Genomic DNA, 26,890 nt, shown 5'->3' on the forward strand with positions numbered 1-26,890 from the left:
CTGGGGGCGTCCGCCCGGCAGGTCAGTGAAAGACCGGCCGGCGGGCGCCCCCGTGTGTTGTGAGAAGTGATCGTTATGACTCACGACCGCAACTGCCGCGTGATGGCTGTTACAGTTCCATCTGTTTGAGCTCCCCGCTTGACGTACTGTGAATACTTCCGAGCAACGGGCGACTGCCCGCTGCTGACGTTCTACGACGATTCAGGATCGGCCGCGATGTCTGGAACCCGTTCCGCCGCCGAAGCCGCGCAGGAGGAGACGTGCTAGGTGCGTTCGTCCGTGCATTCCGCACGCCCGACCTGCGTAACAAGCTGCTGTTCACACTGTTCATCCTGACGATCTTCCGTCTGGGGTCGGTGATTCCCGCTCCGGGGATCGACTCCGCGGCGATCCGGGAGCAGATGGAGGCGGTCACCGCCGCAGACCAGAGCGGTGTGTACGCGCTCGTGAACCTGTTCAGCGGCGGCGCGCTGTTGCAACTGGCGGTGTTGGCGCTCGGGGTCATGCCGTACATCACCGCGAGCATCATCATCAACCTGCTCACGGTGGTGATCCCCCGCCTGGAGGCCCTCAAGAAGGAGGGCCAGTCGGGGCAGAGCAAGATCACCCAATACACCCGCTACCTCACGCTGATGCTCGCGGTCCTCCAGGCCACCAGCATCGTCGCCATGGCCAGGACGGGCGCCCTGTTCCAGGGGGCCATCCCGGTCAGCACCTACATGCCCAACCAGGACATCCTGACCCTGGTGACGATCGTCTTCGTGATGACCGCCGGCACCGCCATCGTCATGTGGTTCGGCGAGCTGATCACCGAGCGCGGCGTGGGCAACGGCATGTCGCTCCTGATCTTCACCCAGGTCATCGCGATGTTCCCGTCCTCCATCATGGGGCTCTTCGAGGAGCGCTCCATCTGGGTCTTCACCCTCATCTGCATCGCGGGCCTCGTGCTCGTGGCCGCGGTGGTCTTCATGGAGCAGGCGCAGCGCCGCATCCCGGTGCAGTACGCCAAGCGCATGGTGGGACGCCGCATGTACGGCGGAAGCTCGACCTACATCCCGCTGAAGGTCAACCAGGCGGGCATCATCCCCGTGATCTTCGCCTCCTCGCTGCTGTACCTCCCGCAGCTGGTCGTCGGACTGGTCGGCCAGGACTCCACGAACCCCGTGGTGACCTTCATCCAGACCTACTTCCTGTCCGGCACGCACCCCGTGTACCTGGCGACCTTCTTCGTCATGATCATCGGGTTCGCGTTCTTCTACGTGGCGATTACGTTCAACCCCACTGAAGTCGCCGACAACATGAAGAAGTACGGTGGGTTCATCCCGGGTATCCGACCGGGGCGTCCGACCGCCGAGTACCTCGACTACGTCCTGACGAGGCTGACGACCCCCGGATCCCTGTACCTGGGTGTGATCGCTCTTCTCCCGATGGTCGCTCTCGGCGCCACCGGCGCCAACGCGAACTTCCCCTTCGGCGGGACGAGCATCCTGATCATGGTCGGTGTCGGGCTGGACACGGTGAAGCAGATCGAGAGTCACCTCCAGCAGAGGAACTACGAAGGTTTTCTGCGATAAATGCGAGCAGTATTGGTGGGGCCGCCTGGGGCCGGCAAGGGCACCCAGGCCCAGATCCTCGCGTCGGAGCTGTCGATCCCGAAGGTGTCCACCGGTGACATCTTCCGGGCCAACGTCAGCGGTGGCACGGAGCTTGGCAAGAAGGCCAGGGAGTACATGGACCGTGGCGACCTCGTCCCCGACGAGGTCACGAACGCCATGGTCAAGGACCGACTGGCGCAGGACGACGCCGCTGTGGGCTTCCTGCTCGACGGCTTCCCCCGCAACGTCCCGCAGGCCGAGACGCTCAAGGGCATCCTGGCCGACCTGAAGACGCACCTGGACGTGGTCCTGGAGCTGAGGGTGGACGAGGACGAGGTCGTCAAGCGCCTCTCGGGGCGCCGCTCGTGCCCCGAGTGCGGACGCGTGTACCACGTGGAGTACGACGCCCCGAAGTCCGAGGGCGTGTGCGACCACGAGGGCGCCGCGCTGTACCAGCGCGAGGACGACCGCGAGGAGACCATCAGGCACCGCCTGAAGGTCTACCGCGAGCAGACCGCGCCGCTGGTGGAGTTCTACGAGCGCGAGGGGCTGCTGGCGACCATCGCCGCCACGGGCTCCGTGGACGCGGTGACGGCCCGGGCCAAGGCCGCGATCGAGGAGCAGGCCCGAAAGGCCAGTTCCTGATGTTTCGGAAGGCGGAGCCGGACGTGCAGATCAAGACGCCGGAACAGATCGCCAAGATGAGGGCGGCGGGCCAGGTCGTGGCCCGCGCCCTGGACACCCTCCGGGCCGCTGTGCGGCCCGGAGTGTCCACACTGGATCTCGACTCCGTGGCGGAGAAGGTCATCCGCGACGCGGGCGCCGTGCCGTCCTTCAAGGGCTACCACGGCTTCCCCGGGTCCATCTGCGCCTCGGTCAACGAGGAGGTCGTCCACGGCATCCCCAGCGCCGAGCGGGTGCTGGCCGAGGGCGACATCGTCTCCATCGACTGCGGCGCCATCCTGGACGGCTGGCACGGGGACTCGGCGATCACCGTCGCCGTGGGCGAGGGCCGGCCCGAGGATCTCCGCATGATGGAGGTCTGCGAGGAGTCCATGTGGCAGGGGATCGCGCAGATGCGGCCGGGCAACCGCCTGGGCGACATCGGCTTCGCGATCGGCGGCCACATCTCCGCGAACGGCGGCTACGGCAACGTCCGCGAGTACGGCGGCCACGGCATCGGCACCGAGATGCACATGGACCCGCACGTCCTCAACTACGGCAAGCGGGGCCGCGGGCTGAAGCTCGTCGAGGGCATGTGCCTGGCGATCGAGCCGATGACCACCCTGGGCCGCCAGGACGTGCTCCAGCTGGACGACGGCTGGACGGTGGTCACGAAGGACGGCAAGAGGGCGGCGCACTTCGAGCACACGGTCGCGGTGACCGCAGAGGGCCCCGTGGTCCTGACCGCTCGTGAGTCCAACCGCGATAAAATCACTCATATGGGGTTCGTCCAGCCAACCTGGTAGCGGCCCCGCCCCACGCGCACCGCGCGCGGGACGCGACCACTCACGGGTGAAGATCGAGGTGCGCGCAGTGTCCGACCCGGTGCCGTCGATACGAACGTCCGACTCCGAGCGCGACCGTGTCGCGCAGCTCCTCCAGACGCACTTCGCGCAGGGCCGGCTCGACCACGAGGAGTTCACCGACCGGCTCGGCCGCGTCTACAAGTCCCGGACGGCGGACGAGCTGGCCACGGTCACCCGCGACCTGCCCGAGCGCGATCTGGCGGACCTGCGCGGGGCGTCCCCTCTCCAGGAGGAGCCCCTGATCGCGCCGCCGATCAGCATGCGGGACCCGGCGCTGATGGTGCCGTGGATCCTGTACGCCGGGGTCAACGTCCTGTGCTTCGTGATCTGGCTGATCCTCTTCCTCACCACCGACTACAACTACCCGTGGTTCCTGTGGGTGCTGGGGCCGTGGGGCATCGTGATGAGCGTGGTGACCTTCGGGGTCCTGGCCTCGCAGCGCAGCCACCCCGGCGGCGACCACTCGCCGTAGGCCGGCCTCCGGGCGGTCGCGGTCCGGCCCTCCCCGGCGCCGGCCCCGTCCGCCCGGCCGGGGACGCCGCACGGGGAAGAAAGCGGCCACCGGAGGCGTTGTCGGGGGCACCCCCGAACGCGGCCCGGGGCGCGGAGCGGCGCCGGTTCCCCCTGCGGGGGCGACGGTATAGGGTTCTCTGCCCGCCGGTCAGAAGCACTTGCCCGAAGGCGATAGACTGTCACTGCCCATACGCGGGCTGTTGGGTCAGTCTGCCTTCTTTGTGCCACGTCTTCCCATCGACGTACGCCCTTGCAGTTGACCTGAACTACCAGTGTGTCCTGGCGTCGACGACATCCGGCCCGTACGGTGTCGCCGGGGCCGTCGCGTTGTGCGAGGCCACTGGGGTCGCGTCGGGACTGTCCTGATCAACCAATCGATGAGCGAGGCGTGGAGGACATGGCAAAGAAAGACGGCGCCATCGAGATCGAGGGTTCCGTTGTCGAGTCCCTACCCAACGCTATGTTCAAGGTAGAGCTCGACAACGGGCACCAGGTTCTTGCCCACATCAGCGGCAAGATGCGGATGAACTACATCCGTATTCTCCCCGACGACCGTGTCGTCGTGGAGCTGAGCCCGTACGACCTCACGCGCGGGCGCATCGTTTACCGCTACAAGTAGCCCGTCGTGGGCCGCACGGCCCAGGATGAGTGATGTGATGAGTTCGGAGTCACCATGAAGGTCAAGCCGAGCGTGAAGAAGATCTGCGCGAAGTGCCGCGTGATCCGTCGCAACCGTCGGATCATGGTCATTTGCTCGGACCCGCGGCACAAGCAGCGTCAGGGCTAACAGCCCCCGCAGCTCGCCGCGGCTTCTGAACCGCGACAACCCGGCAAGGGAAGGACTTCCCTCCCGGGCGCAGTACAAACGAAAACCTGTTCCGATTCCCGGCGCCGACGAGGCCCGGGGACAACCCCCGGTCGGAGGCCGGGGCCTCGTCGATTGGGCGACGAGAGGGTGGAACGGGGCAGACCTCCGGGGCATGGATATGGAGTCTCGCCCACATGGCACGTATTGAAGGCGTTGACCTCCCTCGCGACAAGCGGGTGGAGATCGCTCTCACGTACATCTTCGGGATCGGCCGCACCCGCGCGCTCGAGACCCTGAAGCAGACCGGCGTCGACGGCAACACGCGCGTCCACCAGCTGTCCGAAGAGGACCTGGTCAAGCTGCGCGAGTGGATCGGCGCGAACTACCAGGTCGAGGGCGACCTGCGCCGCGAGGTGCAGGGCGACATCCGTCGCAAGATGGAGATCGGTAGCTACCAGGGCGTCCGCCACCGTCGCGGGCTCCCGGTCCGCGGTCAGCGCACGCAGACCAACGCGCGTACCCGCAAGGGCAAGAAGAAGACCGTGGCCGGTAAGAAGAAGGCCGGTAAGAAGTAGTCCGCTCGGACTGTCGACCGCGTCCGAGAACAGCAACGGACCGATGATCTCTGGGAGTTTCGCTAATGCCGCCTAAGGGCCGTCAGGGTGCCGCGCGCAAGGTGCGCCGCAAGGAAAAGAAGAACATTGTCCACGGACACGCTCACATCAAGAGCACGTTCAACAACACGATCGTGAGCATCACCGACCCGACCGGTGCCGTGATCGCGTGGGCAAGCTCCGGACAGGTGGGCTTCAAGGGCTCGCGCAAGTCGACGCCGTACGCCGCGCAGATGGCCGCCGAGGCCGCTGCCCGTCGCGCGCAGGAGCACGGCGTCCGCAAGGTGGACGTCTTCGTGAAGGGCCCGGGCTCCGGCCGGGAGACCGCCATCCGCTCGCTCCAGGCGACCGGCCTCGAGGTGGGCTCCATCCAGGACGTCACCCCGGTTCCGCACAACGGCTGCCGTCCGCCGAAGCGCCGCCGCGTCTGATCGGCAGCGCGTGCCCGCGGCCCCGGCCGGCAGGGCACCGTGCCGTGCTTGATCCCGCGCGGTCCCCGCTGGGGCCCGCGCGGGCTGGGTAGTAATCCGAGTAGTGGACACCGCCGTTCCGGCGGAACGTCCATCCGGTGGCCGTCATATAGCGGTCGGCCATGTGGAAGGGAAAACACGGACCATGTTGATCGCACAGCGTCCCACGCTCGCCGAGGAAGTCATCTCGGACCTGCGCTCGAGGTTTGTCATCGAGCCGCTGGAGCCCGGTTTCGGCTACACCATCGGCAACTCGCTCCGGCGCACCCTGCTGTCCTCCATCCCCGGCGCGGCTGTCACCAGCATCCGCATCGAGGGCGTCGAGCACGAGTTCACCACCGTGCCCGGTGTCAAGGAGGACGTCACGGAGATGATCCTCAACCTCAAGGGCCTGGTCGTCAGCTCCGAGCACGACGAGCCCGTGCTGATGTACCTGCGCAAGCAGGGCCCCGGCGTCGTCACCGCGGCGGACATCGCTCCGCCCGCCGGCGTCGAGGTGCACAACCCCGAGCTGCACATCGCCACGCTCAACGGCAAGGGCAAGCTGGAGATGGAGCTGACGGTCGAGCGCGGCCGCGGCTACGTCTCGGCCACGCAGAACAAGCAGGCCGGCCAGGAGATCGGTCGCATCCCGATCGACTCCATCTACTCGCCGGTCCTGCGTGTGACCTACAAGGTCGAGGCCACCCGTGTCGAGCAGCGCACCGACTTCGACCGCCTGATCGTCGACATCGAGACCAAGCCGGCCATCCGTCCCCGTGACGCGGTCGCCAGCGCGGGCAAGACCCTGGTCGAGCTGTTCGGTCTGGCGCGCGAGCTCAACGTCGACGCCGAGGGCATCGACATGGGCCCGTCGCCGACGGACGCCGCCCTCGCGGCGGACCTGGCGCTGCCCATCGAGGACCTCAACCTGACGGTGCGCTCGTACAACTGCCTCAAGCGGGAGGGCATCCACAGCGTTGGTGAGCTGGTCGCCCGCTCCGAGCAGGACCTGCTGGACATCCGCAACTTCGGTGCGAAGTCCATCGACGAGGTCAAGCAGAAGCTCATCGACATGGGCCTGTCCCTGAAGGACTCCCCGCCCGGATTCGACCCCAGCACGGCGGCCGACTCCTACAGCTCCGACGACGACGAGGGCGAGTCCTTCGTCGAGACGGAGCAGTACTAACCGACCTTCGTCGCCCACATGGTCCACGGCCGAGTGCGGCCGCGGATCGCATCACTAGGAGAACGACACCATGCCCACGCCTACCAAGGGCGCCCGTCTGGGTTCCGGGCCCGCTCACGAGCGGCACATCCTGGCGAACCTCGCGACCTCGCTGTTCCAGCACGGCCGCATTCGCACCACCGAGGCCAAGGCCAAGCGTCTGCGCCCGTACGCCGAGAAGCTGATCACCCTCGGCAAGCGCGGTGACCTGCACGCCCGTCGCCAGGTTCTCACCAAGATCACGGACAAGTCCGTGGTGCACGAGCTGTTCACCGAGATCGGCCCGCGCTTCGAGAACCGTCCCGGTGGCTACACCCGGATCACCAAGATCGGTCCGCGCAAGGGCGACAACGCCCCCATGGCGGTCATCGAGCTGGTCGAGGCGCTGAACGCCCCCGCCGCTCCGGCCGCCGCCCCGGTCGAGGAGCCCGTCGAGGCCCCCGCCGAGGAGACCGCGGCCACGGAGACCGAAGAGGTCGCCGAGACCGACGAGGCCGCCGAGAAGAGCGCCGAGAGCAAGTAGGGCGGATGGCGCGCGCGGGCAGGACCTGTGTGTGCGACCGCTCGCCGAGTGCCCGACCCCTCCGGGGGTCGGGCACTCGTGTTTTCCAGGAGGGCGGACGCCTGGGGCGCCGCCCTCCGACGGTGGGCCTGAACGGATGGGTGTGATGGACGAGAACGGGACGACGGCCGGGGCCGGGCCCGCGGGGGAGCCCCCGCGCGGCGCCGCGGCGGAGGAGCCGGGACGCGCCGGTGTTCCAGGGGGCGCCGGAGCCGGTGGCGCCGCCGGCCCCCCGGAGGCCGGCGGGGGCGCGGGCGACGCGTCCGGGGCCGAGCCGGCGGTCAGGATCCGGTTGGACATCGCCTACGACGGCACGGACTTCTCGGGGTGGGCCGCGCAGCCCGGGCGCCGCACGGTGCAGGGCGAGCTGGAGTCGGCCCTGGAGAGGGTCCTGCGGCTGCCGCGCGTGGCACTGACCTGCGCGGGTCGCACGGACGCCGGGGTGCACGCGAGGGGGCAGGTGGCGCAGGCCGACATCCCGGCGGCCACCTGGGTGGCCGAGGGGGAGAGGGTGCTCCGCCGCCTCGCCGGGGTCCTGCCCAAGGACGTGCGCGTGACCGGGGCCCGGAAGGCCCCACCGGGGTTCGACGCGCGGTTCTCCCCGCTGTTCCGGCGCTACGAGTACCACGTGAGCGACGCCCCCCACGGGGTGGACCCGCTGCTGCGCCGGTCGGTGCTGTGGCACAGGAGCCCGCTGGACGAGGGGCGGATGAACGAGGCAGCGGCGCGGCTGGTCGGCGAGCACGACTTCGCGGCCTTCTGCAAGAAGCGGGAGGGCGCCACGACCGTCCGGGAGCTGCTGCGCCTGGAGTGGGCGCGTGTGGACACCCACCTGCTGCGCGGGACGATCCAGGCGGACGCCTTCTGCCACAACATGGTGCGCGCCCTCGTGGGGGCGCTCCTGGCCGTGGGCGACGGGCGCCGGGACGCGGACTGGCCGGGGACGGTGCTCGGCGCGGCCGTGCGCGACTCCTCCGTGCACGTGGTGGGACCGCAGGGGCTCAGCCTGGAGGAGGTGCGCTACCCCGGGGACGAGGAGCTGGCGGCGCGGGCCTCGGCGACCCGGCGGGTGCGCGAGCTGCCCTGCCGGGGGCACTCGGCCTGACGCGGGGCGCGTGGCGCCTGGCACGGGGTGCGGCGGCCGGGGACCGGCGGCGCGGCCGGGACGGTCAGGGCGTGCGGCGTGCGGCGTCCGGTGCGGCCGGGCGCCGCGTCAGGCGTCCTGCGCGTCCTGTGCGGGGCAGTGGGGCCCGTGCGTCCTGCGCGTCCTGTGCGGTGCAGCGGGGCCGGTGTGACCCCGGGATCCCCCCGCTTTCCACGGTAGGGCCGGGCGGAGGGCGGGGGAAGCCCGCTCCGCGGGCTGTGGACGGGGGCGGAGAGGCCGAGGACGACGGAGGGGGCGCCCGGACCGGGCGCCCCCTCCCCGTGTTCCCGGCCGGATCAGGCGCGGTCCTCGCTGAGGGCGCCGAACGCCTCGTCGAGGAAGCCGTCGCCGATGGTGCGCAGCTCGGTGGCGGACTCGCTCTCCTCCGAGCCCTCCTCGGAGCCGTCGCTGTTGGTGGCCAGGGCGAAGAGCACATAGCGGCCCCACTGGCCGCTGCTGCCGTGCCCGCCCGCGTGGCCGAGCCGCTCCGCTGGGGTGCCCTCCTCGCCGGCGAGGCCGGCGAACCACTGCGCCCCCACGAGGTCCTGCGCCTCCATGGCGGCGGCGGCGTCCTCGTCCGAGGGCATCGCCGCGACCCCGATGGTCACCGCGTGGGCCTCGTCCTCGCTGAGGTAGGACGCGCGGACCATCTGGCGGCACTCGTTGTCGGAGAGGACCTGGCCGTAGTCGCCGTGCGCGCCCGCGGCGCAGTCCTCGATGTCGTCGACGGCCACACGGGTGAACGTGCCGCCCTCCACGTCCAGGGTCTCGGGGAAGAGGTCGTCCGGCGCGAGCGCGCCCGGGTCGTCGGACTCGTCCGCGACGGCGGAGGCGCTCGCCCCGCCGGACTCCGTCCCCCCGCCGCTGGCGAGGAGGAACGTCACGCCGCCCGCGACGACCAGCAGCGCGGCGAACCCGGCGATCATCAGGAGGCGGCGCTTCCCGGCGCGCGCGTCCGCATAGCCGTCGTCACCGGACGCGTAGTCGTCGTAGTCCTCGTAGTCGTCGATCCCCCGGACGTCGAACTGCGCGGTGTCGACGCCGGCGTCGTCGGGGACCTCGTCCCGGTACAGGGGGCGGTTGTCGCGCCTGCCCGGCGCCGCGGGGACGGCGTGGATGTTCTGTGTGGCCCCCATGGCCTCCGGGGGGAACACGGGGTCACCCCTACCCGGCTCCCCGGCCCCCGGGCCGCGAGGCGGCGCCTGGAAGGCCTGCTGGGGGCTCGGGGCCGCGCCGGGCGGAAGCGCGCCCGGCGGCAGCGCGGGGGCTCCGCCGATCTGGCCGCCGGACGGCACGCCGGGGAGCGGGCGCGGACTGCCGCCAGTGGGGCCCCCGTGCGGGGGGACCTGCCCGCCGGTGGGGGCGCCGTACGTCGGCTGCCCGGTCACCTGGAAGTCCGGCTGGGGCCCCTGCTGTCTTCGGGGATCCTGCGGCCCCTGGGGCGTGCCGGGCGCCTGCGGCAGCCCGGGCGCCTGCGGCAGCCCGGGCGCCGGGGCGCCGGGGGGCGGGCCGGGCCGTCCCTGCACGTGCGGGGGGAGGGGCGGAGCGCCCTGGCCGTGGGGGAGGGCGCCCGGGGGGAGCGTCCGGCCGGGGGGCTGGTGGGGACCGCCCGGGGTGAGATGTCCCATGCCGGGACCGCCGCCCGTGGGGCCCCCGTGCGGGGGGACCTGCCCACCGGTGGGGCCCCCGTGCGGAGGCACGTGTCCGCCGGTGGGAGCGCCGTACGGCGGCTGTCCGGGGTGCATCGGGGGCCGGCCGCCCGTGGACGCGGCGACGGGGCCGCCGGGGTAGGGCGGCTCCTGGGGGCCGCTCGGGCCGCCGCGGCCCGCGGGGTCGCCCTGGCCGCCGTGGAACCCCTGCTGGGGCCCGCTCTGCGGGTACGGGGGAGGGGACTGCGGGCCGCCGGGCCGCGCGTGCGGGGGGGAGGGCTGCGGGGGGAGGGGCGGCCGGCCGCCCGCGGGCGCGGAGTGCGGCTGCTGCGGCCCCGATGTGGGATGCTGGCCCTCGGCATGGGGGGCCGCTGATCCGAGCAGGTCCTGGCCGTCACCTGCCTCCGGTCCGAGGGGTCGCCCGTCGGGTCCGTACTGTGGCTGGTTCGGATGGGTACTGATGGGAGTCTCCGAAGGCTCTGGGGATGGGAACCGGGCCGCGGTCGACCGGGCTCACGGCCTGGTGCGCCCTCTGGCGTCAGCACCGGCTCCCGGGGGGTCGGCGTCCGTGACGGGCGTCTCCTGGGGTGCGTGTCGGCGCCCGTCGTTCCGGGCGGAGACCGGCCTTTCGGTGCAAGCGTAGCCAACGCGCGGACGGCCGCAGGACGAAGCACTCTCGGCACAAGGCATAATAAAAGGCGGAGAGGTCACGGATGTGACCCCGTGCCGGCGCTTCCCGCCGAGCGTGGTCCTGCCGGTCCGCACTGTCGCTGGCTTTGACCTGCGCTATGGTGGCCAGGTAGGATATCCCGTCGTTGTGCGTTGAGTTGCCGTGGGCCCCGAACTCCCGTATTCGGGTGCCGATCCACGCACCATCGTCTGCGCACTCACCATCGGAGAGTCCTGTGATTGGCATGGGACACCCGGCCAAACACCCCGCAACCGCGGGTGTGTATACGAGTCCCCCTTCCCACCTTCGGGATGGGGCAGCCGACTGAAGAAGCGAAGGCAAACGATCGTGCGCACATACAGCCCCAAACCAAGCGATGTCCAGCGTCAGTGGCACGTTGTCGACGCTACCGATCTCGTGCTCGGGCGTATGGCGAGCCAGGTTGCCACGCTCCTTCGGGGCAAGCACAAGCCGTACTACGCGCCCCACATCGACACCGGCGACTTCGTGATCGTCGTGAACGCCGACAAGGTCGCCCTGACCGGTAAGAAGCTGGAGCAGAAGAAGGCCTACCGGCACTCCGGCTACCCCGGTGGTCTGCGCTCCGTGGCGTACGTCGACCTGCTGGAGAACAACCCCGAGCGCGCCATCGAGAAGGCCGTCAAGGGCATGCTGCCCAAGGGCTCCCTCGGCCGCCAGATGGCCAAGAAGCTCAAGGTGTACGCGGGCGCGGAGCACCCGCACCAGGCCCAGCAGCCGGTTCCGTTCGCCATCACCAAGATCGAGCAGCCCGCCTAGGCGTTCGCAGACTTTTACAGAGAGCACGAGGAAAACCGTGGTCGAGCCCACCGGCATCGAAGAGGTCGAGCAGGAGATCGCTGACAACCCGGAGGAGTTCCCCTCCGAGTACACCAGCGAGTCCGACGAGACCGTCGCCGCCTACGTCCCCACCGCCTCCGGCCCCAGCGCCGGTACCGGTCGCCGCAAGTCGGCTGTCGCCCGCGTCCGCATCGCCCCCGGTTCGGGCGAGTGGAAGGTCAACGGCAAGCCCCTTGAGGTCTACTTCCCGGACAAGGTCCACCAGCAGACCATCAAGGACCCGTTCGTCTCCCTCGGGTTCGACGGCGCCTACGACGTCTTCGCCCGTCTCGACGGCGGCGGCACCAGCGGCCAGGCCGGCGCGCTGCGCCACGGCATCGCCCGTGCGCTCGCGACCCTGGACCCGGAGAACAACCGCCCGACCCTGAAGAAGGCCGGCTTCCTGACCCGCGACTCCCGTGAGGTGGAGCGGAAGAAGGCCGGTCTCAAGAAGGCGCGCAAGGCTCCCCAGTTCTCCAAGCGTTAGTGCTCATGCGCCGGCACCTGCTCGGCTGAGCTTCGGCCCGTACGCCGTTCCCGTTTCCAGGGGGCGGCGTGCGGGTCTTTGGTTTTTCCGGTGGCTTGCGCCACGCTGAACTTCACCGGCGCCGGACGCGGCGCCGTTTGCGAAAGGGGCTGGTCGCCTGTGGCTCGGCTGTTCGGAACAGATGGTGTACGGGGTGTCGCCGGTCGGGACCTGACCGCGTCCCTCGCGCTGGACCTCTCCATCGCCGCGGCGAGGGTGCTGACCCGGGACAGCGGGTCGGGGCGCAGACCCAGGGCCGTGGTCGGCCGGGACCCGCGCGCCTCCGGCGAGTTCCTGGAGGCGGCCGTGGTCGCCGGCCTGGCGAGCACCGGCGTGGACGTGGTCCGCGTGGGTGTGCTCCCCACGCCGGCCGTGGCCTTCCTCACCGGCGAGCTGGACGCCGACTTCGGCGTGATGCTCTCCGCCAGCCACAACCCGGCCCCCGACAACGGCATCAAGTTCTTCGCCCGGGGCGGCCAGAAGCTGGAGGACGCCCTGGAGGAGGAGATCGAGGGCATGCTCGGCGTGCCCTCGACCCCCGCCGTGGGCGACCAGGTCGGCCGGGTCGGCGAGGCGGACGACGGGGCCGAGCGCTACGTCGCCCACGTGCTCGCGTCGGTCCCGCACAGCCTCAAGGGCCTCAAGGTCGTGGTGGACTGCGCCAACGGCGCCTCCACCGCGGTCGCCCCCGAGGCCCTGCGCCGGGCGGGCGCCGAGGTCGTCACCATCGGGGACCGGCCGGACGGCTACAACATCAACGAGGGCTGCGGCTCCACGCACCTCGAGGTGCTCCAGGAGGCCGTGCTCCTGCACGGCGCGGACGCGGGCATCGCCAACGACGGCGACGCCGACCGCTGCCTGGCGGTGGACGCGGACGGCCGCGTGGTCGACGGCGACCAGATCCTCGCCATCCTGGCCGCCGAGGCCAAGGACGCGGGCAGGCTCGCCGAGGACACCCTCGTGGTGACGGTCATGTCCAACCTGGGGCTGAAGCTCGCGATGGAGCGGGAGGGCATCGCCGTGGTGGAGACCGCGGTGGGCGACCGCTACGTGCTGGAGGAGATGAAGCGCGGCGGCTTCGGCCTGGGCGGCGAGCAGTCCGGGCACGTGATCCTGCTGGACCACGCCACGACCGGCGACGGCGTGCTGACCGGGCTGCACCTCCTCGCGGCGATGGCCCACCGCCGGCAGGGGCTGGCCGAGCTGGCCAAGGTCATGACCCGCCTGCCGCAGGTGCTCATCAACGTCCCCGACGTGGACAGGTCCCGGGTGAAGGACTCCGAGGAGCTGTGGTCGGCCGTACGCGCCGCGGAGGCGGAGCTGGGTGAGACCGGTCGGGTGCTGATCCGTCCGAGCGGGACCGAGCCCAAGGTCAGGGTGATGGTGGAGGCTCCCGGGCAGGAGCAGGCGACGGCGGTGGCCGAGCGGCTGGCCGCGGTGGTCCGCTCCGCACTGGGCTAGGACGTGGTCCGCGGGTGCTCCCGGTGGGCCCGGCGCCCGCGCCGCGGGCCCGGAACGGCCCGCCGGGGCGCGGCCCCGACCCCTCGAACGCGCACCCGGGCACGACGCCGCCCGGGTGCGCGTTCCCCTGTGTGGCGGACCCGCCACTCCGGCGCGGGTCCCTGGAACCGGTGAAGTGGTCACGATGGCGGACACGCGGTACGGGCACGCCCTGACGATCGGGGTGGACATCGGCGGCACGAAGGTCGCGGCGGGCGTGGTGACGCCGGGCGGGCGCATCCTCGCCCGCCTGCGCACGGAGACGCCCGAGCGGAGCAAGAGCCCCGCGGTGGTGGAGGACACGATCGTGTCCGCGGTGGAGGAGCTGCGCCGGGAGTTCCCCGTGCGCGCGGTGGGGGTGGGCGCGGCCGGCTTCGTGGACGAGCGGCGCGCGAACGTGCTGTTCGCCCCGCACCTGTCGTGGCGCAAGGAGCCGCTGCGCGACGCCCTGTCGCTGCGGCTGGGCCTGCCGGTGGTGGTGGAGAACGACGCGAACGCCTCCGCGTGGGCGGAGGTGTGCGCCGGTTCCGGCCAGGGCGTGGACCACGTCGTGGTGGTCAACCTCGGCACGGGAATCGGCGGGGCGGTGGTGCTGGACGGTCGGCTGCACCGCGGCCGGTACGGGCTGGCCGGTGAGTTCGGACACATGACCGTGGTGCCGGGCGGCCACCGGTGCGAGTGCGGCAACCGCGGGTGCTGGGAGCAGTACGCCAGCGGCAACGCGGTGACCCGGGAGGCCCGGGAGCTGGTGGCGGCGGAGTCCCCGGTGGCCAGGGCCCTGCACCAGGCGGTCGGGGGCGACGCCCGGCTCATCACCGGTCCGCTGGTGAGCGAGCTGGCGCGCAAGGGCGACCGGGCGTGCGTGGAGCTCATGGAGGACGCGGGGGAGTGGCTGGGGACCGGCCTGGCCAACCTGGCCGCGGCGTTCGACCCGGAGCTGTTCATCATCGGCGGCGGCGTGTCCGAGGCGGGGGAGCTGCTGCTGGCACCGGCGCGTGCGGCGTTCGAGCGCAACCTCACAGGGCGGGGCTACCGGCCGACCGCACGGGTCGCGGCGGCGGCCCTCGGGAACGAGGCGGGGCTGATCGGCGCCGCCGACCTCGCCCGGGAGGGACTGCCCCGGTGGCACCAGAGGCGCCGCCAGCGGCGCTTGAGGGGGCCGTACCGGGGCTGAGCCGTCAGCGGGGGGCCAGCGCCTTCACGTCGATGTCGATCGGGAAGGGCACGTCCAGCTTGAGCCGTTCCCGTGCGATGGTGACCGGCACGTAGCGGGGGTCCTTCGTCCCGTCGAGCTCGTAGACGTGGATCGCCGGGCCGTTCTCCTCGTGCTCGACCCTCCAGAAGTGGGGAATGCCCGCCTGTGCGTACTTGAGGGGTTTGGTGGTGCGGTCCCGGTCCCGGGACTCGTCGGACACGATCTCGATGGCGACGAGAACGTTCTCGGGCGGTACGTGGGTGGCCCGGTACCAGTCGAGGTGCTCCTCGTCGCCTTTCTCGAACCGGTAGAGGAGTACGTCGGGTTCCGGCCTCTGGTACTTACCGAGTTTCATCGTCATCTCTTGCAGGACCTCGACGTTCGGGGGAGCCGAGTCCTCCAAGGCATTGGCGAGCCGACGCATGACCTGACTGTGGAACCGGGTCTGAGGGGAAAGCAAGACGAGCGCTCCGTCGATGAGTTCCATCCGGGGTACCCCCGGGGGAAGGTTGTCCATGTGATCGGCGGTCCATCCACCGGGCGGCGGCATGAACCAGGCGGGGAGCGGCTCGGCGGTCATCGATTCCTCCGGGGTCGATTCCTGAGCCCACTGTAATCCTGTTGCTCTGCTCATGACAGGAAGGTAGCGCTCCGTGACGACAAGGTGCGTCGGAGCGGGAAAGGGGCCGGTGGGACGGTGCGGGCTCCGGTCCGGAGAGGTCGTCCGCAATTAACCGAACCCGGTTCTAGTGCGTGGGTCACATCCTCGGTAGAGTTCGGGCCATGGATCTGAACGGAATCTCCGCCCTCGTCTCGGGCGGCGCGAGTGGCCTGGGCGAGGCCACCGCCAAGGAGCTCGCGGCAGCGGGCGCCACCGTCGTCGTCGCCGACCTCAACGCCGAACGCGGCGAGGCCGTCGCCAAGGAGATCGGCGGGGTCTTCGTCTCCACCGACGTCTCCCGGGAGGACCAGGTCAAGGCCGCGGTCCAGGCCGCCGTCGACACCGGCAGGCCCTTCCGCGTCGCGGTCTCCTGCGCCGGGATCGGCTGGGCGACCCGCACCGTCGACCGCCACGGAACCCCCCACGACCTGGACAGCTACCAGAAGGTCATCCAGGTCAACCTCATCGGCACCTTCAACGTGCTGCGCCTGTCCGCGGCCGAGATCGCCAAGACCGAGCCGCTCAACGAGGACGGCGAGCGCGGCTCGATCGTGAACACCGCCTCCCTCGCGGGCATCGAGGGCCAGATCGGCCAGATCGCCTACTCCTCCTCCAAGGGCGGCGTCATCGGCATGACCCTCCCCGCGGCCCGCGACCTCGCCGCGGTCGGCATCACGGTCAACACGATCGCCCCCGGCATCCTGGAGACCCCCATCTACGGGGAGGGCCCCGCCTCGGAGGAGTTCAAGGCCCGTCTGGCCGCGCCGGTCCCCTTCCCCAAGCGCCTCGGCACCGCCGCGGAGTTCGGGAAGCTGGCGCGCGCCCTGCTGGAGATCAGCTACGTCAACGGAGAGGTCGTCCGCATCGACGGCGCGCTCCGCATGCCGCCGAAGTAGGGGGACACCGTGTCCGACGAGGTTCTCTACACGGCCGAGGACGGCGTCGCCGTCATCACCATCAACCGGCCCGGGGCCAGGAACGCGGTCAACGCCGCGGTCGCCGCCCAGATCGCCGAAGCCCTCGACGACCTGGACGCACGCAAGGACCTGAGCGTCGGCATCATCACCGGCGCGGGCGGCACCTTCTGCGCGGGGATGGACCTCAAGGCCTTCATGAAGGGCGAGGTCCCCCTGGTGGAGGGGCGCGGATTCGGCGGGTTCGCCGAGCGCGGTCCGAGCAAGCCGCTGATCGCCGCCGTCGAGGGCTACGCCCTCGCGGGCGGGTTCGAGGCGGTCCTCGCCTGCGACCTGGTCGTGGCCGCCGAGGACGCCCAGTTCGGGATCCCCGAGGCCAAGCGCGGCCTGGTCGCCGGTGCGGGCGGGCTGCTGCGCCTGCACCACCGGATCCCGCGCAACATCGCCATGGAGTTCGCCCTCACCGGCGACTTCGTCGGCGCCCCCCGGCTGGCCGAGCTGGGCCTGGTCAACCAGGTCACCGTGAGCGGCGGGGCACTGGAGGGGGCCCGCGCCCTGGCGGCGCGGATCACCCCCAACGGCCCGCTGGCGGTGAGGGTGTCCAAGGAGATCATCGCCTCCTCGGACGACTGGTCCTCCGCCGAGATGTGGGAGAGGCAGAACGAGCTGGCGGGCCCCGTGTTCGTCAGCCGGGACGCGATGGAGGGGGCGGCGGCGTTCGCCGAGAAGCGCGCCCCCGTGTGGAAGGGCGAGTAGCGCCGCCCGGCGCCTCCGGCTCCGCGTGCGGCGGCCGTCCCCTCCCGGGGGCGGCCGCCGCCGTCGTCCGCGCCCGGGGGCCGGACCCGATCGCCGCCAGGCCCCCGCCCGGCCCCGGTGCCCCTGTCCCGGACGCCGCACCGCGCCCGGCGGGCGCGGTGCGGCCGCCTGGAGGTCGCGGGGGCCGCCGCGCGGGGGAGGGCCCGGTCCACGCCACCGGGGCGCGACCGTCAGGGCCCCTCCCCGCCGCTTCCCGCGGGACCGGTACGCGGTGGCCCGTCCGCCTCCTCCCCGGAGGAGCCGACGGGCACGAGCGGGTGGCCCGCCGCCTCGGCGAGGGAGCCCCCGTCCGCAGGGGCGTCCACGAGGGCGTCGAGCAGGTGCGGTTCCAGGACCACCGCGAGCGACGTCGAGAACGCGTAGGAGAAGTGGTCGGAGTCGTAGTACACCAGCTGGTTGCCGATGACCCCGCGGCACCGGCCCTCCTCGCACAGGTAGTCGGTCATGTCCAGGAACCGCGTGTTGCCGGGCACCTCCTCCAGGTCCTCGAAGGGGGAGGAGAGCGCCATCGAGCGGGACTGGTCCTCCGTGCAGCGCCCGGCGCCGTGGCGGTCGACGCACTCGGCCACGTCGAACCCGAAACGGGGGGTGTCGCGGACCGCGACCACGTCCGCGCCCAGGTCTTCCAGCTGCCGCCACCGCTCCACGAAACCGTCCGGCACGTGCTCGGAGGCGCCCTCTCCCGCCCGGGTCAGCGATCCCAGGGCGAACACGGCATCGGGCCGCAGCGTCGCGATCTCGTCCATCACCCGGTCGTTCCAGACGGTGCACTCCGCGAAGGGCTCGCCCCGGTAGGTCTGCGGCTCCGCGCTGAACTGGCAGGCGTTCTTGGTCATCACCACCAGCCGCCACCCGTGCCGCTCGGCGATGGGGCGCAGGGCCTGGAACCAGTGCCGGGCGTGCGAACTGCCGGTCAGCACCAGCGTGTAGTCCGCCCCGGGGTCGCCGAACACGCACCTGCGCATCTCCGTGTCCGGGAGCAGGGAGTTGCACTCGGAGGTCTGGTCGATGGTGTCCCGTACGACCGTGGTCGTGTCCGGGTACACCGGCAGCGCGGGCAGGTTCGCCCCCAGCTCGGGGTCCAGGTGCACCGCGGCGCCCGGGTAGGCCAGCGGGTCGGAGCTCAGCTCCAGGCGCAGCCTGCGGTCGTGCTCGATGGACCCGCCCCACAGCAGGCCCGCGGCCAGCACGGGGACGACGAACAGGACGCCCGCGGCCAGCGACCACGACGGAGCGCTCCGCGTACGGGTGAGCCGGCCCACGCCCCCGTCCACCACCCGGCTCGTGGCCACGGCGGCCGCGAACGAGACGCCCAGCACGAGCAGGCCGCCCGCCGGTGTCGGGCGGTCCTGGCCGGTGACCTCCAGGTGGAACACCAGCACGGGCCAGTGCCACAGGAACAGCGTGTAGGCGTGGCCGCCCAACCAGGTGAGCGGGCGCAGTCCCAGCAGGCGGGTCGCCGACAGCGGGGCGCCGTCCCCGCCCGTGCCCGCCAGGACGACCAGGACCGCGGCGCACACCGGCCACAGGGACGCGAAACCGGGGTAGGGGAGCGCGTCGCCGACCACCACCCCGCAGGCGGCCAGCGCGGCCAGCCCCAGCCATCCCGCGGCGGTCCGCAGCCTCCGGGGCAGGCGCACCCGGTGGACGACCAGCGCGAGCACGCCCCCCAGGGCCGGTTCCCACAACCGCGCCCCGGTGTCGAAGTAGGCCCACACGGGCTTGGCGGCGGTGATCCACAGCGAGTACGCGAACGACACCGCCAGCACCGCGCCCACCGCGGGCAGCGCGACCGCGCGCACGTTCCGGCCCAGCCGCGCCGCGAGCAGGCCGGCCGCCGCGATCAGGAGCGGCCACAGCAGGTAGAACTGCCCCTGCACCGCCAGCGACCAGAAGTGCTGCACGGGGCTCGCGGACGAGTTCTCCGCCATGTAGTCGACCGAGTCCAGGGCCAGGCGCCAGTTGCCGAAGTACAGCGCCGAGGCCTGTACCTCCGCGATGACCCCCGTCCACCGCGAACGCGGCAGGAGCAGGTACGCGCCCGCCAGCACGGCCGCGAGCACCACCGCCCCCGCCGGGAAGAGCCGCTCGACCAGCCTGGCCCAGAACGCCCCGAAGGCGATCCGCCCGTCGCGCTCCACCGACCGGACCAGCGAGCCGGTGACGAGGAACCCGGTGAGCAGGAGGAAGACGTCGACGCCTCCGGAGACCGTGCCGAACCAGATGTGGTAGACGGCGATCAGCAGCGCCGCGACGGCGCGCAGCCCCTCGATGTCGGAGCGCCGCCGCCCCGGTTCGACGCGGGCGGGGGAGGGCTCGGGGCGGAAGGGGGCGGGAAGGGGCACGGGTGCGGATCAGCCTCGGGACTCGACAGGGGTGGGCCAGGGGCAGCGGCCGGGCCGTGCTCCGGGAGCGCGGTCGCGGGAGGACCGGGCCCGGCGCCGCCGGGGGCGGGAGCCGGACGCGGCGCCGGGGCGCCGACGGCGCCCGGGAAACCCTGCGGGTCCAGTATCGGCGGGCGCCGCGGGCGGCCCGCCTCCCGGGCGGGCCCTGTTGTCGAGTCGAGACGGAATCAGTGTTGACGCGTAGCCTCGCGCCGGGGGGCGGGTGCCCCGGATCACACGGCGGCGGACGGTGCGCCGGGCGTGCCCGGCCCCGATCCGCCTTTCCGCCCCTCCGCCGGGGCGGGGCGCACGGCTCCGCCCCCGGGCTCCGGGAGGACCCGGCGCCCGGGGGCGGAGAACACGTCCTAGCCCTCGCCGCCGCCCAGCATGCGGTCGACCACCCGCTGTGTGGCACGGCCGTCGGAGGGGTGGCAGAAGTCGCGGACGAACGCCTCGTACTGCTGCGCGTACTCCTCGGTGACGGACCCGATGTCCCGGATGGAGCCGATGAGCTCGTCCGAGGTCTTGATCAGCGGCCCCGGGGCCCGCGCGGTCAGGTCGAAGTAGAACCCGCGCAGGGTGTCCCGGTAGTGCTCCAGGTCGTAGGTGAAGAACAGCATCGGTTTGCCGGAGTGGGCGAAGTCGAAGAACACCGACGAGTAGTCGGTGATCAGCACGTCCGTGATCAGGTACAGGTCGGCGATGTCCGGGTACTTGGACACGTCCCACACGAACCCCTGCCCCGCGCCCGGGATGCTGTCCAGCACCTTAGGGTGCTTGCGGAACAGCAGCACGTGGTCCTCGGCGAGCTCGCGCTGCGCCGCCTCCAGGTCGATCCGGAGGTCGAGCTTGAAGCGGGTCCCGCCGTAGCGCTGGTCGTCGCGCCAGGTCGGGGCGTAGAGGACCACCTTCTTGCCCTCGGGGATGCCGAGGAGTTTGCGGGTCCGCTCGGCGCGCTCCTCGCGGTCGGGGGCGTGGAAGACGTCGTTGCGCGGGTAGCCCGCCTCCAGGATCTCCGTCTCGCAGCGGAACGCGCCGCGCATGATGGGCGTGGTGAACGAGTTCGGCGAGACCAGGAAGTCCCACTGGCGGGACCGGTGCGGCAGGCTCGCGATGTAGGCCCGGTTGGCCTTCGGCGTGCCGAGCAGGTCGGCGCCGATCTTCTTGAGCGGGGTGCCGTGCCAGGTCTGCACCACGGTCTGCCCCTCGCGCCGGACGAACCAGTCGCCGATGCCGACGTTCGTGACGACGTACCGGCTCCGGGCCAGCGCCTCGTACCACTCGCGGCTGTGCCACTCCACGGGCACGACGCCCGGCGGCAGGGACACCTGCTGGTCGTCGACCGACCACAGGTGGTCGACCTCCACGCCGCGGCGCACCAGCTCCTCGTACACGGCCCGCGGCGAGTCCGAGAACTGCTTGCCGCCGAAGCTGTTGTAGAACACCGCCTCGCGCAGGGGCAGCGCCTTCTGCTCCGCGGTGAACGCCTCGCGCAGGACCCTCTGCCGGTAGGCGCCCTTCTCGGAGTCGTCGAGCGGACTGGCGGGGGACAGGAACAGGCGGTCGTGGAACCGGTGGTCCACGGAGTAGGAGCGCTTGGCCCCCTGGTGGACCAGGGGCAGCCGCGGCACCAGGTCGTGCCGGATCTTCACCGGTACGTCGTTGGAGTCGTCCCGGTCCCGGACGGAGCGGAACGACATGTACCACCGGCCCTTGCGCAGCGGCAGGGTGTCGCCGTGGGAGTCGTGGTGCTCGGGGTCGATCACCGCACGGAAGCGCCCGTCGGCGACCTCCACCGGGACGGGGACCTCCTCGAACCGCTCCCCGTGGCGCAGCACCATCACGCGGTCCCGGTCCGGGCCGGTGTAGGAGCCGGACAGCACCAGGTCGCCCTCCACCCACTCCATCGCGTCCACGACGGGCTGGCGGAGGCGGTCGTGCAGGACGAGGGTGTCCACGGCGGTGACGCCCACCGAGATCTCGCGGCCGCCGTCGGTCGGGTGCGCCTGTGAGAGCACGCCCTCGGCGACGACGACCGGCACCCGGCGCCCGCCGACGACCGCGTGGGCGCGCAGCTCACGGGTCTCCTCCGTGTCCGCCACGGAGAGGTCGGCGAGGGGCACGGTGACGCGGCGGCGCCCGTCGGGGCCGTCCGCCTCGGCCCTGTACTCGCGTTCGACCGGCTCCTTGGCCGGGCCGTGGGAGAGCACGAGGCCCTCCACGGGACGCTCGGCCGGGCCGCGCAGCCCGAGGCTGAGCAGGTCGGCGTCGAGGGAGTGGCCGACGAGTTCGGCCTCGACGGACTGGATCTCGAACTCCAGCCGCTTCTTGCGGAACGCGCTCACCCAGCGGGTGGACGCGTCCAGGCGGTGGGCGTGCTGGTGTCCGGCGGGGCCGATGTCGCCGGGGACCAGCCCCGCCCTGTGCGGCCTGCCGGAGGCCCACACGCCGAGGGTCAGCGACCACGTCGAGGGCTTCCAGCCCTGGCTCCCGCGCAGCTTGGCGGGGTCGACGAACAGCTCGAACCCGGCCCAGTCGTAGCAGTGCAGCGCCTGCTTGGAGTCGGCCGTGGCGCGCGGCTCGTGCCGCGGGGCCATGCGGACCACGACGCGCCGGCGCGAGGCGGTGTCGGTGAGCCACGCCATCGCGGGGACGCGCGGCGCCGACTCCACGGGCACGTTGCGCACGTACGCGTACCCGCGCAGGCGCAGGCGTCCCTCCACCCAGGCCATGTCGGTCAGCTTGGTGACCAGCGGCATCTCGGAGTTCTTGAGCCGGGTGACCTCCCTGGGCAGGGACGACGGCGCGATGCCGGGCACCTCGACCGAGGGCGACAGGCGTCCCCGCACCAGGTGGGCCTGCGGGTTGTCCCGCTCGTACCGGATGACCGTCTCCAGGTCGTCCAGGCGGTGCTCCTTGGCCAGCCACAGCTTGACCCTGGTCAGCGGGGAGAAGGCCCTCAGGTCACCGGGGGCCGAGCCGCCGACGAACTCGTCGGCGGCGGCGAGGAAGCGCGCCCGCTCGTCCTGCTCGGACTCGGGCAGGTAGCGCATGAGGCGCTGGAGTTCCTCGGGGACCGTGCGCTTTGCTCCGGCCATGGGTTGTCAGGTTCCTTTCAGGAGCGCGGTGGACGGGGCGTCACACACGCGCGGGAGCGGGGTCCGCCCCGGAGGGCGGGGAGCCGGCGGAGGAGCCGGGTGAGTCGTCCGGGTCGGGCGCGTCCGCGGACGCCGCCCCGGAGCCGACCGGGTGCTGGTCGCTCCTGCGCCGGTAGAGGTCGTCGACGGCGGCCTCGAAGCGCGACTGGGAGCTGGAGTCGCCGGAGCCGAGCAGGTAGGCCTTGAGCCTGGTGCGGTCCTCCGCCAGGGGGTCGGTCGCGGCCGACCGGACCGCCGCGAGCGCGGCCTCCAGGCCGCCCCCGTCCGGCGCGAGCATGTACGCGGCGCCGGAGGTGGGGTGCTTGTCCTGGAACTCCTCGTCCGTGATGCCCTCGCAGTTGGTGATGGCGTAGGGCTTCTCGGTGGCGATGAAGTCGGCGACGACGCTGGAGATGTCGCTGATGAGCAGGTCGGCCTGGTTGAAGCACGAGTAGAGGGTCGGGCGGGGCCCCTGGATGACCAGGTGCTCGGTGTCGGCGCGGCCCTCCCAGTACACCCGGTGCCACTCCTCGGACAGCTGCTGGAGCTCGGCGGCGGCGCCGGGGTCGGCGGTGCCCTCCTCACGGGAGTTGTGGGCCTCGTCGGTGGCGCCGTTGTCGGTGTCGAAGGCGGCCAGGCGCCGTTCGAGGGAGGCGAGGTCCGGGCGCTCGCGTCCCGCCGGGGCGCGGTCGCCGTTCGCGGACGCGGCCCGGTTGGCCTCCTCCAGCATCGCGACGATGCGGCGGTGCGCGCCGCGGGCGGCCGCGGACCGGACCCCGGTGAAGGGGTGCGGCTTGTACAGGACGCGCACCCGCGGCTCGGCGGCCAGCAGCGTCCGGATCAGCGCCGGGCCGGCGTCGGTCAGCGACGTGTTGCCGGGCTCGTCCGTCCACCCCTCCCAGGTCGGGGCGTACAGCACGCTGTGCACGGCGTTGGGGGCGGTGTCGGTGCGGATCGCGTCGAGCTGGGGGCGGCCGACCTCCACGATCTCGTCGTCGCGCACGCCCACCCGGGCGCGGTCGTAGCGGTCGCGCCCGGCCCGTCCGGCGGTCCACACCTCGTCGTAGACCTTGCTGAACGGGTTGATGCTGGCGACCTTGTCGCTGTCCCCGTGGCCGATGAACACGTGGCCCAGCAGCGGGTTGCGCAGCATGTGGATGTTCTTGCCGGTGTTGGCCGGGTAGAGGGCCACGCGCGCCGGGCCGAAGTCCAGCGCCATCAGGTCGGTCGAGGTGGGAACGCACAGGACCGGCACCGGCGTCGGGGCGAGCTGCGCGGCGATGACCCGCTCGCGCAGGACGACCACCGACCGGCGCGGCAGCGCGGCCACGGCCTCCAGCCACATGTTGACCTGGTAGGCGGAGTCGGCCGAACCCGAGAAGTACAGGACGACCTCGGGCCGGTAGGAGTCCAGCCAGTTCTGGGCGAACTCCATGACCCGCTCGGACTCGGGGATGGTCCGGGCCCGGGCCAGGTGCCACCCGAACAGCGCCAGAGCCAGCACGGTCAGGGACACGGAGGCGATCGCCCCGACCACGACGGCCCAGACCGCGCCCTCGGCGACGTAGGCGACCGCTCCGGCGACCAGGAACGCGTCCAGGGGCAGCAGGCGGCTCATGGGCTCGCGGACGAGCACCATGGGCGGGCTGTCGGGGATGCGCAGGGGGCCCAGGTCGATGTTGCGGGTGACGATCGGCAGGCGGCGGCGCATCCGCAGCAGCCGGGCTGCCACACCGCACACCAGCTGGAGCCCGAACAGCACCAGGCAGGTCAGCAGGACCATGCCGATGCCCGTGGAGGTGGCCGTGGGCGTGGTGATGAGCAGGCCCAGGGCGAGGAGCTGGCGCAGCAGGGCCCGCGGCGTGATGCCCAGGCGGATCTGCTGGACGAGCTTGGCGAGCGCGGGCAGGCGGTGCAGCAGGAGGGCGTCCATGGCGTAGCTGCCGACGGCCCCCACCAGGAAGACCCACCACAGGCCGGTGATCACGCCGGCGAGCATGACCAGGTAGGACAGCCCGAGCAGGGCGGACCAGCCGATGGTCTCCCTGCCCAGTTCTCTGAACTTGTTCACTTGGCTCCCTCCGTCTCCCCGCGGGGGGCGCCGGTCACGGCGCCGGGAGGGTCCTCGCGGCGCACGTCGACGACGTGGCCGGTCAGGTCGGACAACAGGACGTCCACGGACGTGCGGGCGACCTTCTCCGCGCTGAGGAGGCTCCCGGCCGGCTCGTCGCCGAAGGCGTTGGTGCGCATCGGGGTCTGCGTGCGCTCGGGGTTGATGCAGTTGATCCGGACCCCGTCCTGCGACCACTCGTCGGCCAGCGCCTGTGTGAGGTTGACGGTGGCCGCCTTGGTGGAGGAGTACAGGCTGTACTCGCCCCTCCCGCGCGTGTAGGAGCTGGAGGTGTACAGCAGCAGCTGCCCGCCGGTCTGGGCCAGGTACGGGAAGGCGGCGCGGGCGATGTGGACCGGGGCGAGGTAGTTGACCCGCAGGGCCTCCTCGATGGTCTCCGGATCGGTCTTGTCCAGGCGCCCGATCCGGAGCACCCCGGCGGTGTTGACGACGAAGTCGACCCGGCCGGTGGCGGAGTGGGCCTGCTCCAGGGCCGCGGCGACGTCGTCGGGGTTGGCGACGTTGGTGCGGGTGGCGCCGCGCGAGTAGCGGAACACGCGCGCGCCGTGCTTCTCCGCCAGGTCGGCCACGCCCGCGCCGATGCCGTAGCTGCCGCCGAACACGACGACGGTGGCCCCGGCGAGCCGCTTCGCGTAGTCCTCGTCGGAGAACTCGGGGGTGGCGGAGGAGGCCAGCTGGAACAGCTTGTCGGCGATGAAGATGTCCACCGGCTGGGTGACCTTCATGTTCTGCTCCTCGCCGGCCACCACGTGGATGGGGACGCCGGGCGAGTAGCGCAGCACCACCGAGCAGTCGTCGGTCGCCTCGAAGCCCGGGTCGTCCCACGCCTTGACGTAGGCGTCGCGGATGGTGGCCAGGCGGAACCCCTGCGGGGTCTGGCCGCGGCGCAGCCGCGAGCGGACGGGGACGTCGGTGATGACGTCGTCGTCCACCTCGATGATCGTGTCCGAGGAGGGGATCGCCACGTCCACGGCCTCGAAGGACCCGAGCGCGGTGACGCAGTCGTCGATGACGCGCTGGGACAGCATCGGGCGCACGGCGTCGTGGAAGAGCACGTTCGTGGTCTCCGCCGGAAGGTGCGCCAGGGCGTCGAGGGCGAGCTGGGTGGTGGCGTTGCGCGATGTGCCGCCGGGCAGGACGCGCGTGACCTTGGACAGGCCGGCGCCGCGGACGATCGCCTCCGCGTCGGAGACGAACCCGGGGTTCATCATCACGATGACCTCGTCGACCCTCGGAGCCTGCTCGAAGATCGTGAGCGTGTGCTCGAGGATCGACTTCCCGGCGATCTTGAGCAGCTGCTTCGGGGTGGCCAGTCCGATGCGCTGGCCGCTGCCGCCCGCCAGGACGACGGCCACGGTGCGGTGCGCCGACGCAGGCGTCGGGCGCGCGGAGGTGTGAGGCAAGGTGATGTCTCCCGTCGAAACGCGAGATGTCGAACGACGCCCCCGGCTACGCGGACCCCGTCGGGGTGGACGTGTGGGGGAGAGGGAACGCGGGAGGGATCAGGACCCGCGCGGGGGATGCGCGTCACTTCATGACATGTGTGCGTTGTCTGGATGAAAGTGGATGCTTCGGCGTCACGTTGACGGCCGTGGCCGCCCCGGGGTTTACCCGGGGCCCGGTGCGAGTTGTAGTTCGTTCTGGTCGTCTTGGTCTGTGATGCGTGTCCTGTGACCCCTGTTCGGGTGACATCGCCCGCCCATCCGCCACGGTGCGGTAGGACGGCCGGTGGCCCCTGTGTGAACGGAGTGCGGGACGCGTGTCGGGCACCCGGAGCGGGACTCGTGGGCCGACTCCTGGGCTAACGCCCCTCCCCAGGGGAACGGTTCGCCCGGACAGCCGGATATATCCACGTAGTGGGAACACACAGGTGAACACTACCTAACCCGCCGAAGCACCTTCTTCTCGTGTGATAGCAGTCATTCGCCCCGCGCCCGCGGCGAAGGGGTCCGCCGGCGCCGGTGGGACCACCGTGGCCAGGGGAGAGTCCCTGACGGCCCGTGCGCG

General features: G+C 71.8%; 23 protein-coding genes. 17 read left to right on the forward strand and 6 right to left on the reverse strand.

Annotation, left to right across the window (positions count from 1 at the left end; genetic code table 11):
- Positions 1–260: 260 nt before the first annotated feature.
- From secY to truA, 11 genes are all read left to right on the forward strand, one after another.
- Complete coding sequence (gene secY / locus ABZ234_RS09165; protein WP_267946675.1) at positions 261–1,574, forward strand: preprotein translocase subunit SecY; 1,314 nt, start codon at positions 261–263, stop codon at positions 1,572–1,574.
- Positions 1,575–2,240, forward strand: a complete 666-nt coding sequence (locus tag ABZ234_RS09170; protein ID WP_330160997.1) for an adenylate kinase — start codon at positions 1,575–1,577, stop codon at positions 2,238–2,240. It abuts the gene before it with no gap.
- Entirely contained in the window at positions 2,240–3,064 is an 825-nt protein-coding gene (gene map / locus ABZ234_RS09175; RefSeq protein WP_267946673.1) for a type I methionyl aminopeptidase, read from the forward strand. The genes ABZ234_RS09170 and map overlap by 1 nt, the downstream gene beginning before the upstream one ends.
- A gap of 67 nt (positions 3,065–3,131) precedes the next feature.
- Entirely contained in the window at positions 3,132–3,596 is a 465-nt protein-coding gene (locus ABZ234_RS09180) for a DUF1707 domain-containing protein (RefSeq protein ID WP_344182271.1), read from the forward strand.
- A 438-nt stretch (positions 3,597–4,034) separates the two neighbouring features.
- Positions 4,035–4,256 (forward strand): translation initiation factor IF-1, encoded by a 222-nt coding sequence (gene infA / locus ABZ234_RS09185; protein ID WP_013156135.1) that lies wholly within the window; start codon positions 4,035–4,037, stop codon positions 4,254–4,256.
- A 54-nt stretch (positions 4,257–4,310) separates the two neighbouring features.
- Positions 4,311–4,424 carry a 50S ribosomal protein L36 gene (gene rpmJ, locus ABZ234_RS09190; protein ID WP_082206327.1) on the forward strand — a complete coding sequence of 38 codons (114 nt, stop codon included), beginning with the start codon at positions 4,311–4,313 and terminating at the stop codon, positions 4,422–4,424.
- Between the two features lie 215 nt (positions 4,425–4,639).
- Positions 4,640–5,020 carry a 30S ribosomal protein S13 gene (rpsM, locus tag ABZ234_RS09195; protein ID WP_267946671.1) on the forward strand — a complete coding sequence of 127 codons (381 nt, stop codon included), beginning with the start codon at positions 4,640–4,642 and terminating at the stop codon, positions 5,018–5,020.
- A gap of 65 nt (positions 5,021–5,085) precedes the next feature.
- The gene (gene rpsK / locus ABZ234_RS09200; protein ID WP_053616319.1) at positions 5,086–5,490 is read left to right on the forward strand and encodes a 30S ribosomal protein S11; all 405 of its coding nucleotides are present in this window, start codon (positions 5,086–5,088) and stop codon (positions 5,488–5,490) included.
- A gap of 184 nt (positions 5,491–5,674) precedes the next feature.
- Complete coding sequence (locus ABZ234_RS09205) at positions 5,675–6,697, forward strand: DNA-directed RNA polymerase subunit alpha (RefSeq protein ID WP_267946670.1); 1,023 nt, start codon at positions 5,675–5,677, stop codon at positions 6,695–6,697.
- Between the two features lie 70 nt (positions 6,698–6,767).
- The gene (gene rplQ / locus ABZ234_RS09210) at positions 6,768–7,259 is read left to right on the forward strand and encodes a 50S ribosomal protein L17 (protein WP_267946669.1); all 492 of its coding nucleotides are present in this window, start codon (positions 6,768–6,770) and stop codon (positions 7,257–7,259) included.
- 145 nt (positions 7,260–7,404) lie between these two features.
- Positions 7,405–8,403, forward strand: a complete 999-nt coding sequence (truA, locus tag ABZ234_RS09215; RefSeq protein WP_355011652.1) for a tRNA pseudouridine(38-40) synthase TruA — start codon at positions 7,405–7,407, stop codon at positions 8,401–8,403.
- 335 nt (positions 8,404–8,738) lie between these two features.
- Here truA and ABZ234_RS09220 read toward each other — a convergent pair whose 3' ends face one another.
- A complete protein-coding gene (locus tag ABZ234_RS09220) occupies positions 8,739–9,578 on the reverse strand; it encodes a hypothetical protein (protein ID WP_344182275.1) in 840 nt (279 codons plus the stop codon).
- A gap of 1,531 nt (positions 9,579–11,109) precedes the next feature.
- Here ABZ234_RS09220 and rplM point away from each other — a divergent pair.
- From rplM to ABZ234_RS09240, 4 genes are all read left to right on the forward strand, one after another.
- Positions 11,110–11,559: a 50S ribosomal protein L13 gene (gene rplM, locus ABZ234_RS09225; RefSeq protein WP_267946666.1), complete on the forward strand. Its 450-nt coding sequence runs from the start codon at positions 11,110–11,112 to the stop codon at positions 11,557–11,559.
- Positions 11,560–11,596: 37 nt separating this feature from the next.
- Positions 11,597–12,106, forward strand: coding sequence for a 30S ribosomal protein S9 (gene rpsI / locus ABZ234_RS09230; RefSeq protein WP_330161793.1), 510 nt, complete (start codon positions 11,597–11,599; stop codon positions 12,104–12,106).
- Positions 12,107–12,265: 159 nt separating this feature from the next.
- Entirely contained in the window at positions 12,266–13,606 is a 1,341-nt protein-coding gene (glmM, locus tag ABZ234_RS09235; protein ID WP_267946664.1) for a phosphoglucosamine mutase, read from the forward strand.
- A 184-nt stretch (positions 13,607–13,790) separates the two neighbouring features.
- A complete protein-coding gene (locus ABZ234_RS09240) occupies positions 13,791–14,819 on the forward strand; it encodes an ROK family glucokinase (RefSeq protein ID WP_267946663.1) in 1,029 nt (342 codons plus the stop codon).
- A 4-nt stretch (positions 14,820–14,823) separates the two neighbouring features.
- Here the strand turns inward: ABZ234_RS09240 and ABZ234_RS09245 are convergent, their stop codons facing one another.
- Positions 14,824–15,420, reverse strand: coding sequence for a Uma2 family endonuclease (locus ABZ234_RS09245; protein WP_352983865.1), 597 nt, complete (start codon positions 15,418–15,420; stop codon positions 14,824–14,826).
- A gap of 203 nt (positions 15,421–15,623) precedes the next feature.
- On the opposite strand from ABZ234_RS09245, the gene ABZ234_RS09250 reads away from it, so the two are divergent.
- Both ABZ234_RS09250 and ABZ234_RS09255 read left to right on the forward strand, forming a co-directional pair.
- Positions 15,624–16,397 (forward strand): SDR family NAD(P)-dependent oxidoreductase, encoded by a 774-nt coding sequence (locus tag ABZ234_RS09250; RefSeq protein WP_267946661.1) that lies wholly within the window; start codon positions 15,624–15,626, stop codon positions 16,395–16,397.
- A gap of 9 nt (positions 16,398–16,406) precedes the next feature.
- Positions 16,407–17,171: a crotonase/enoyl-CoA hydratase family protein gene (locus tag ABZ234_RS09255; RefSeq protein ID WP_355011653.1), complete on the forward strand. Its 765-nt coding sequence runs from the start codon at positions 16,407–16,409 to the stop codon at positions 17,169–17,171.
- A 230-nt stretch (positions 17,172–17,401) separates the two neighbouring features.
- Here the strand turns inward: ABZ234_RS09255 and ABZ234_RS09260 are convergent, their stop codons facing one another.
- From ABZ234_RS09260 to ABZ234_RS09275, 4 genes are all read right to left on the reverse strand, one after another.
- Positions 17,402–19,576, reverse strand: a complete 2,175-nt coding sequence (locus ABZ234_RS09260) for an acyltransferase family protein (protein ID WP_355011654.1) — start codon at positions 19,574–19,576, stop codon at positions 17,402–17,404.
- A 404-nt stretch (positions 19,577–19,980) separates the two neighbouring features.
- Positions 19,981–22,713: a CDP-glycerol glycerophosphotransferase family protein gene (locus ABZ234_RS09265; protein ID WP_355011655.1), complete on the reverse strand. Its 2,733-nt coding sequence runs from the start codon at positions 22,711–22,713 to the stop codon at positions 19,981–19,983.
- Between the two features lie 40 nt (positions 22,714–22,753).
- A complete protein-coding gene (locus ABZ234_RS09270; RefSeq protein WP_355011656.1) occupies positions 22,754–24,823 on the reverse strand; it encodes a glycerophosphotransferase in 2,070 nt (689 codons plus the stop codon).
- Positions 24,820–26,286, reverse strand: coding sequence for a bifunctional cytidylyltransferase/SDR family oxidoreductase (locus ABZ234_RS09275; RefSeq protein WP_355011657.1), 1,467 nt, complete (start codon positions 26,284–26,286; stop codon positions 24,820–24,822). Before ABZ234_RS09275 ends, ABZ234_RS09270 begins: the two co-directional genes overlap by 4 nt.
- Positions 26,287–26,890: the final 604 nt, after the last annotated feature.

The sequence above is a fragment of the Nocardiopsis sp. NPDC006198 genome (assembly GCF_040613895.1).
In the GTDB taxonomy this organism is placed as follows: Bacteria; Actinomycetota; Actinomycetes; order Streptosporangiales; family Streptosporangiaceae; genus Nocardiopsis; species Nocardiopsis tropica.

Bases quoted from the DNA above. Each gene is read 5' to 3' on its own strand.
- ABZ234_RS09240 (WP_267946663.1), top strand. From the start codon at position 13,791: ATGGCGGACACGCGGTACGGGCACGCCCTGACGATCGGGGTGGACATC.
- rplQ (WP_267946669.1), top strand. From the start codon at position 6,768: ATGCCCACGCCTACCAAGGGCGCCCGTCTGGGTTCCGGGCCCGCTCAC.
- rpsM (WP_267946671.1), top strand. From the start codon at position 4,640: ATGGCACGTATTGAAGGCGTTGACCTCCCTCGCGACAAGCGGGTGGAG.
- ABZ234_RS09250 (WP_267946661.1), top strand. From the start codon at position 15,624: ATGGATCTGAACGGAATCTCCGCCCTCGTCTCGGGCGGCGCGAGTGGC.
- ABZ234_RS09170 (WP_330160997.1), top strand. From the start codon at position 1,575: ATGCGAGCAGTATTGGTGGGGCCGCCTGGGGCCGGCAAGGGCACCCAG.
- ABZ234_RS09220 (WP_344182275.1), bottom strand. From the start codon at position 9,578: ATGGGGGCCACACAGAACATCCACGCCGTCCCCGCGGCGCCGGGCAGG.
- map (WP_267946673.1), top strand. From the start codon at position 2,240: ATGTTTCGGAAGGCGGAGCCGGACGTGCAGATCAAGACGCCGGAACAG.
- infA (WP_013156135.1), top strand. From the start codon at position 4,035: ATGGCAAAGAAAGACGGCGCCATCGAGATCGAGGGTTCCGTTGTCGAG.
- ABZ234_RS09205 (WP_267946670.1), top strand. From the start codon at position 5,675: ATGTTGATCGCACAGCGTCCCACGCTCGCCGAGGAAGTCATCTCGGAC.
- ABZ234_RS09265 (WP_355011655.1), bottom strand. From the start codon at position 22,713: ATGGCCGGAGCAAAGCGCACGGTCCCCGAGGAACTCCAGCGCCTCATG.
- truA (WP_355011652.1), top strand. From the start codon at position 7,405: ATGGACGAGAACGGGACGACGGCCGGGGCCGGGCCCGCGGGGGAGCCC.
- rpsK (WP_053616319.1), top strand. From the start codon at position 5,086: ATGCCGCCTAAGGGCCGTCAGGGTGCCGCGCGCAAGGTGCGCCGCAAG.
- rpmJ (WP_082206327.1), top strand. From the start codon at position 4,311: ATGAAGGTCAAGCCGAGCGTGAAGAAGATCTGCGCGAAGTGCCGCGTG.
- ABZ234_RS09245 (WP_352983865.1), bottom strand. From the start codon at position 15,420: ATGACCGCCGAGCCGCTCCCCGCCTGGTTCATGCCGCCGCCCGGTGGA.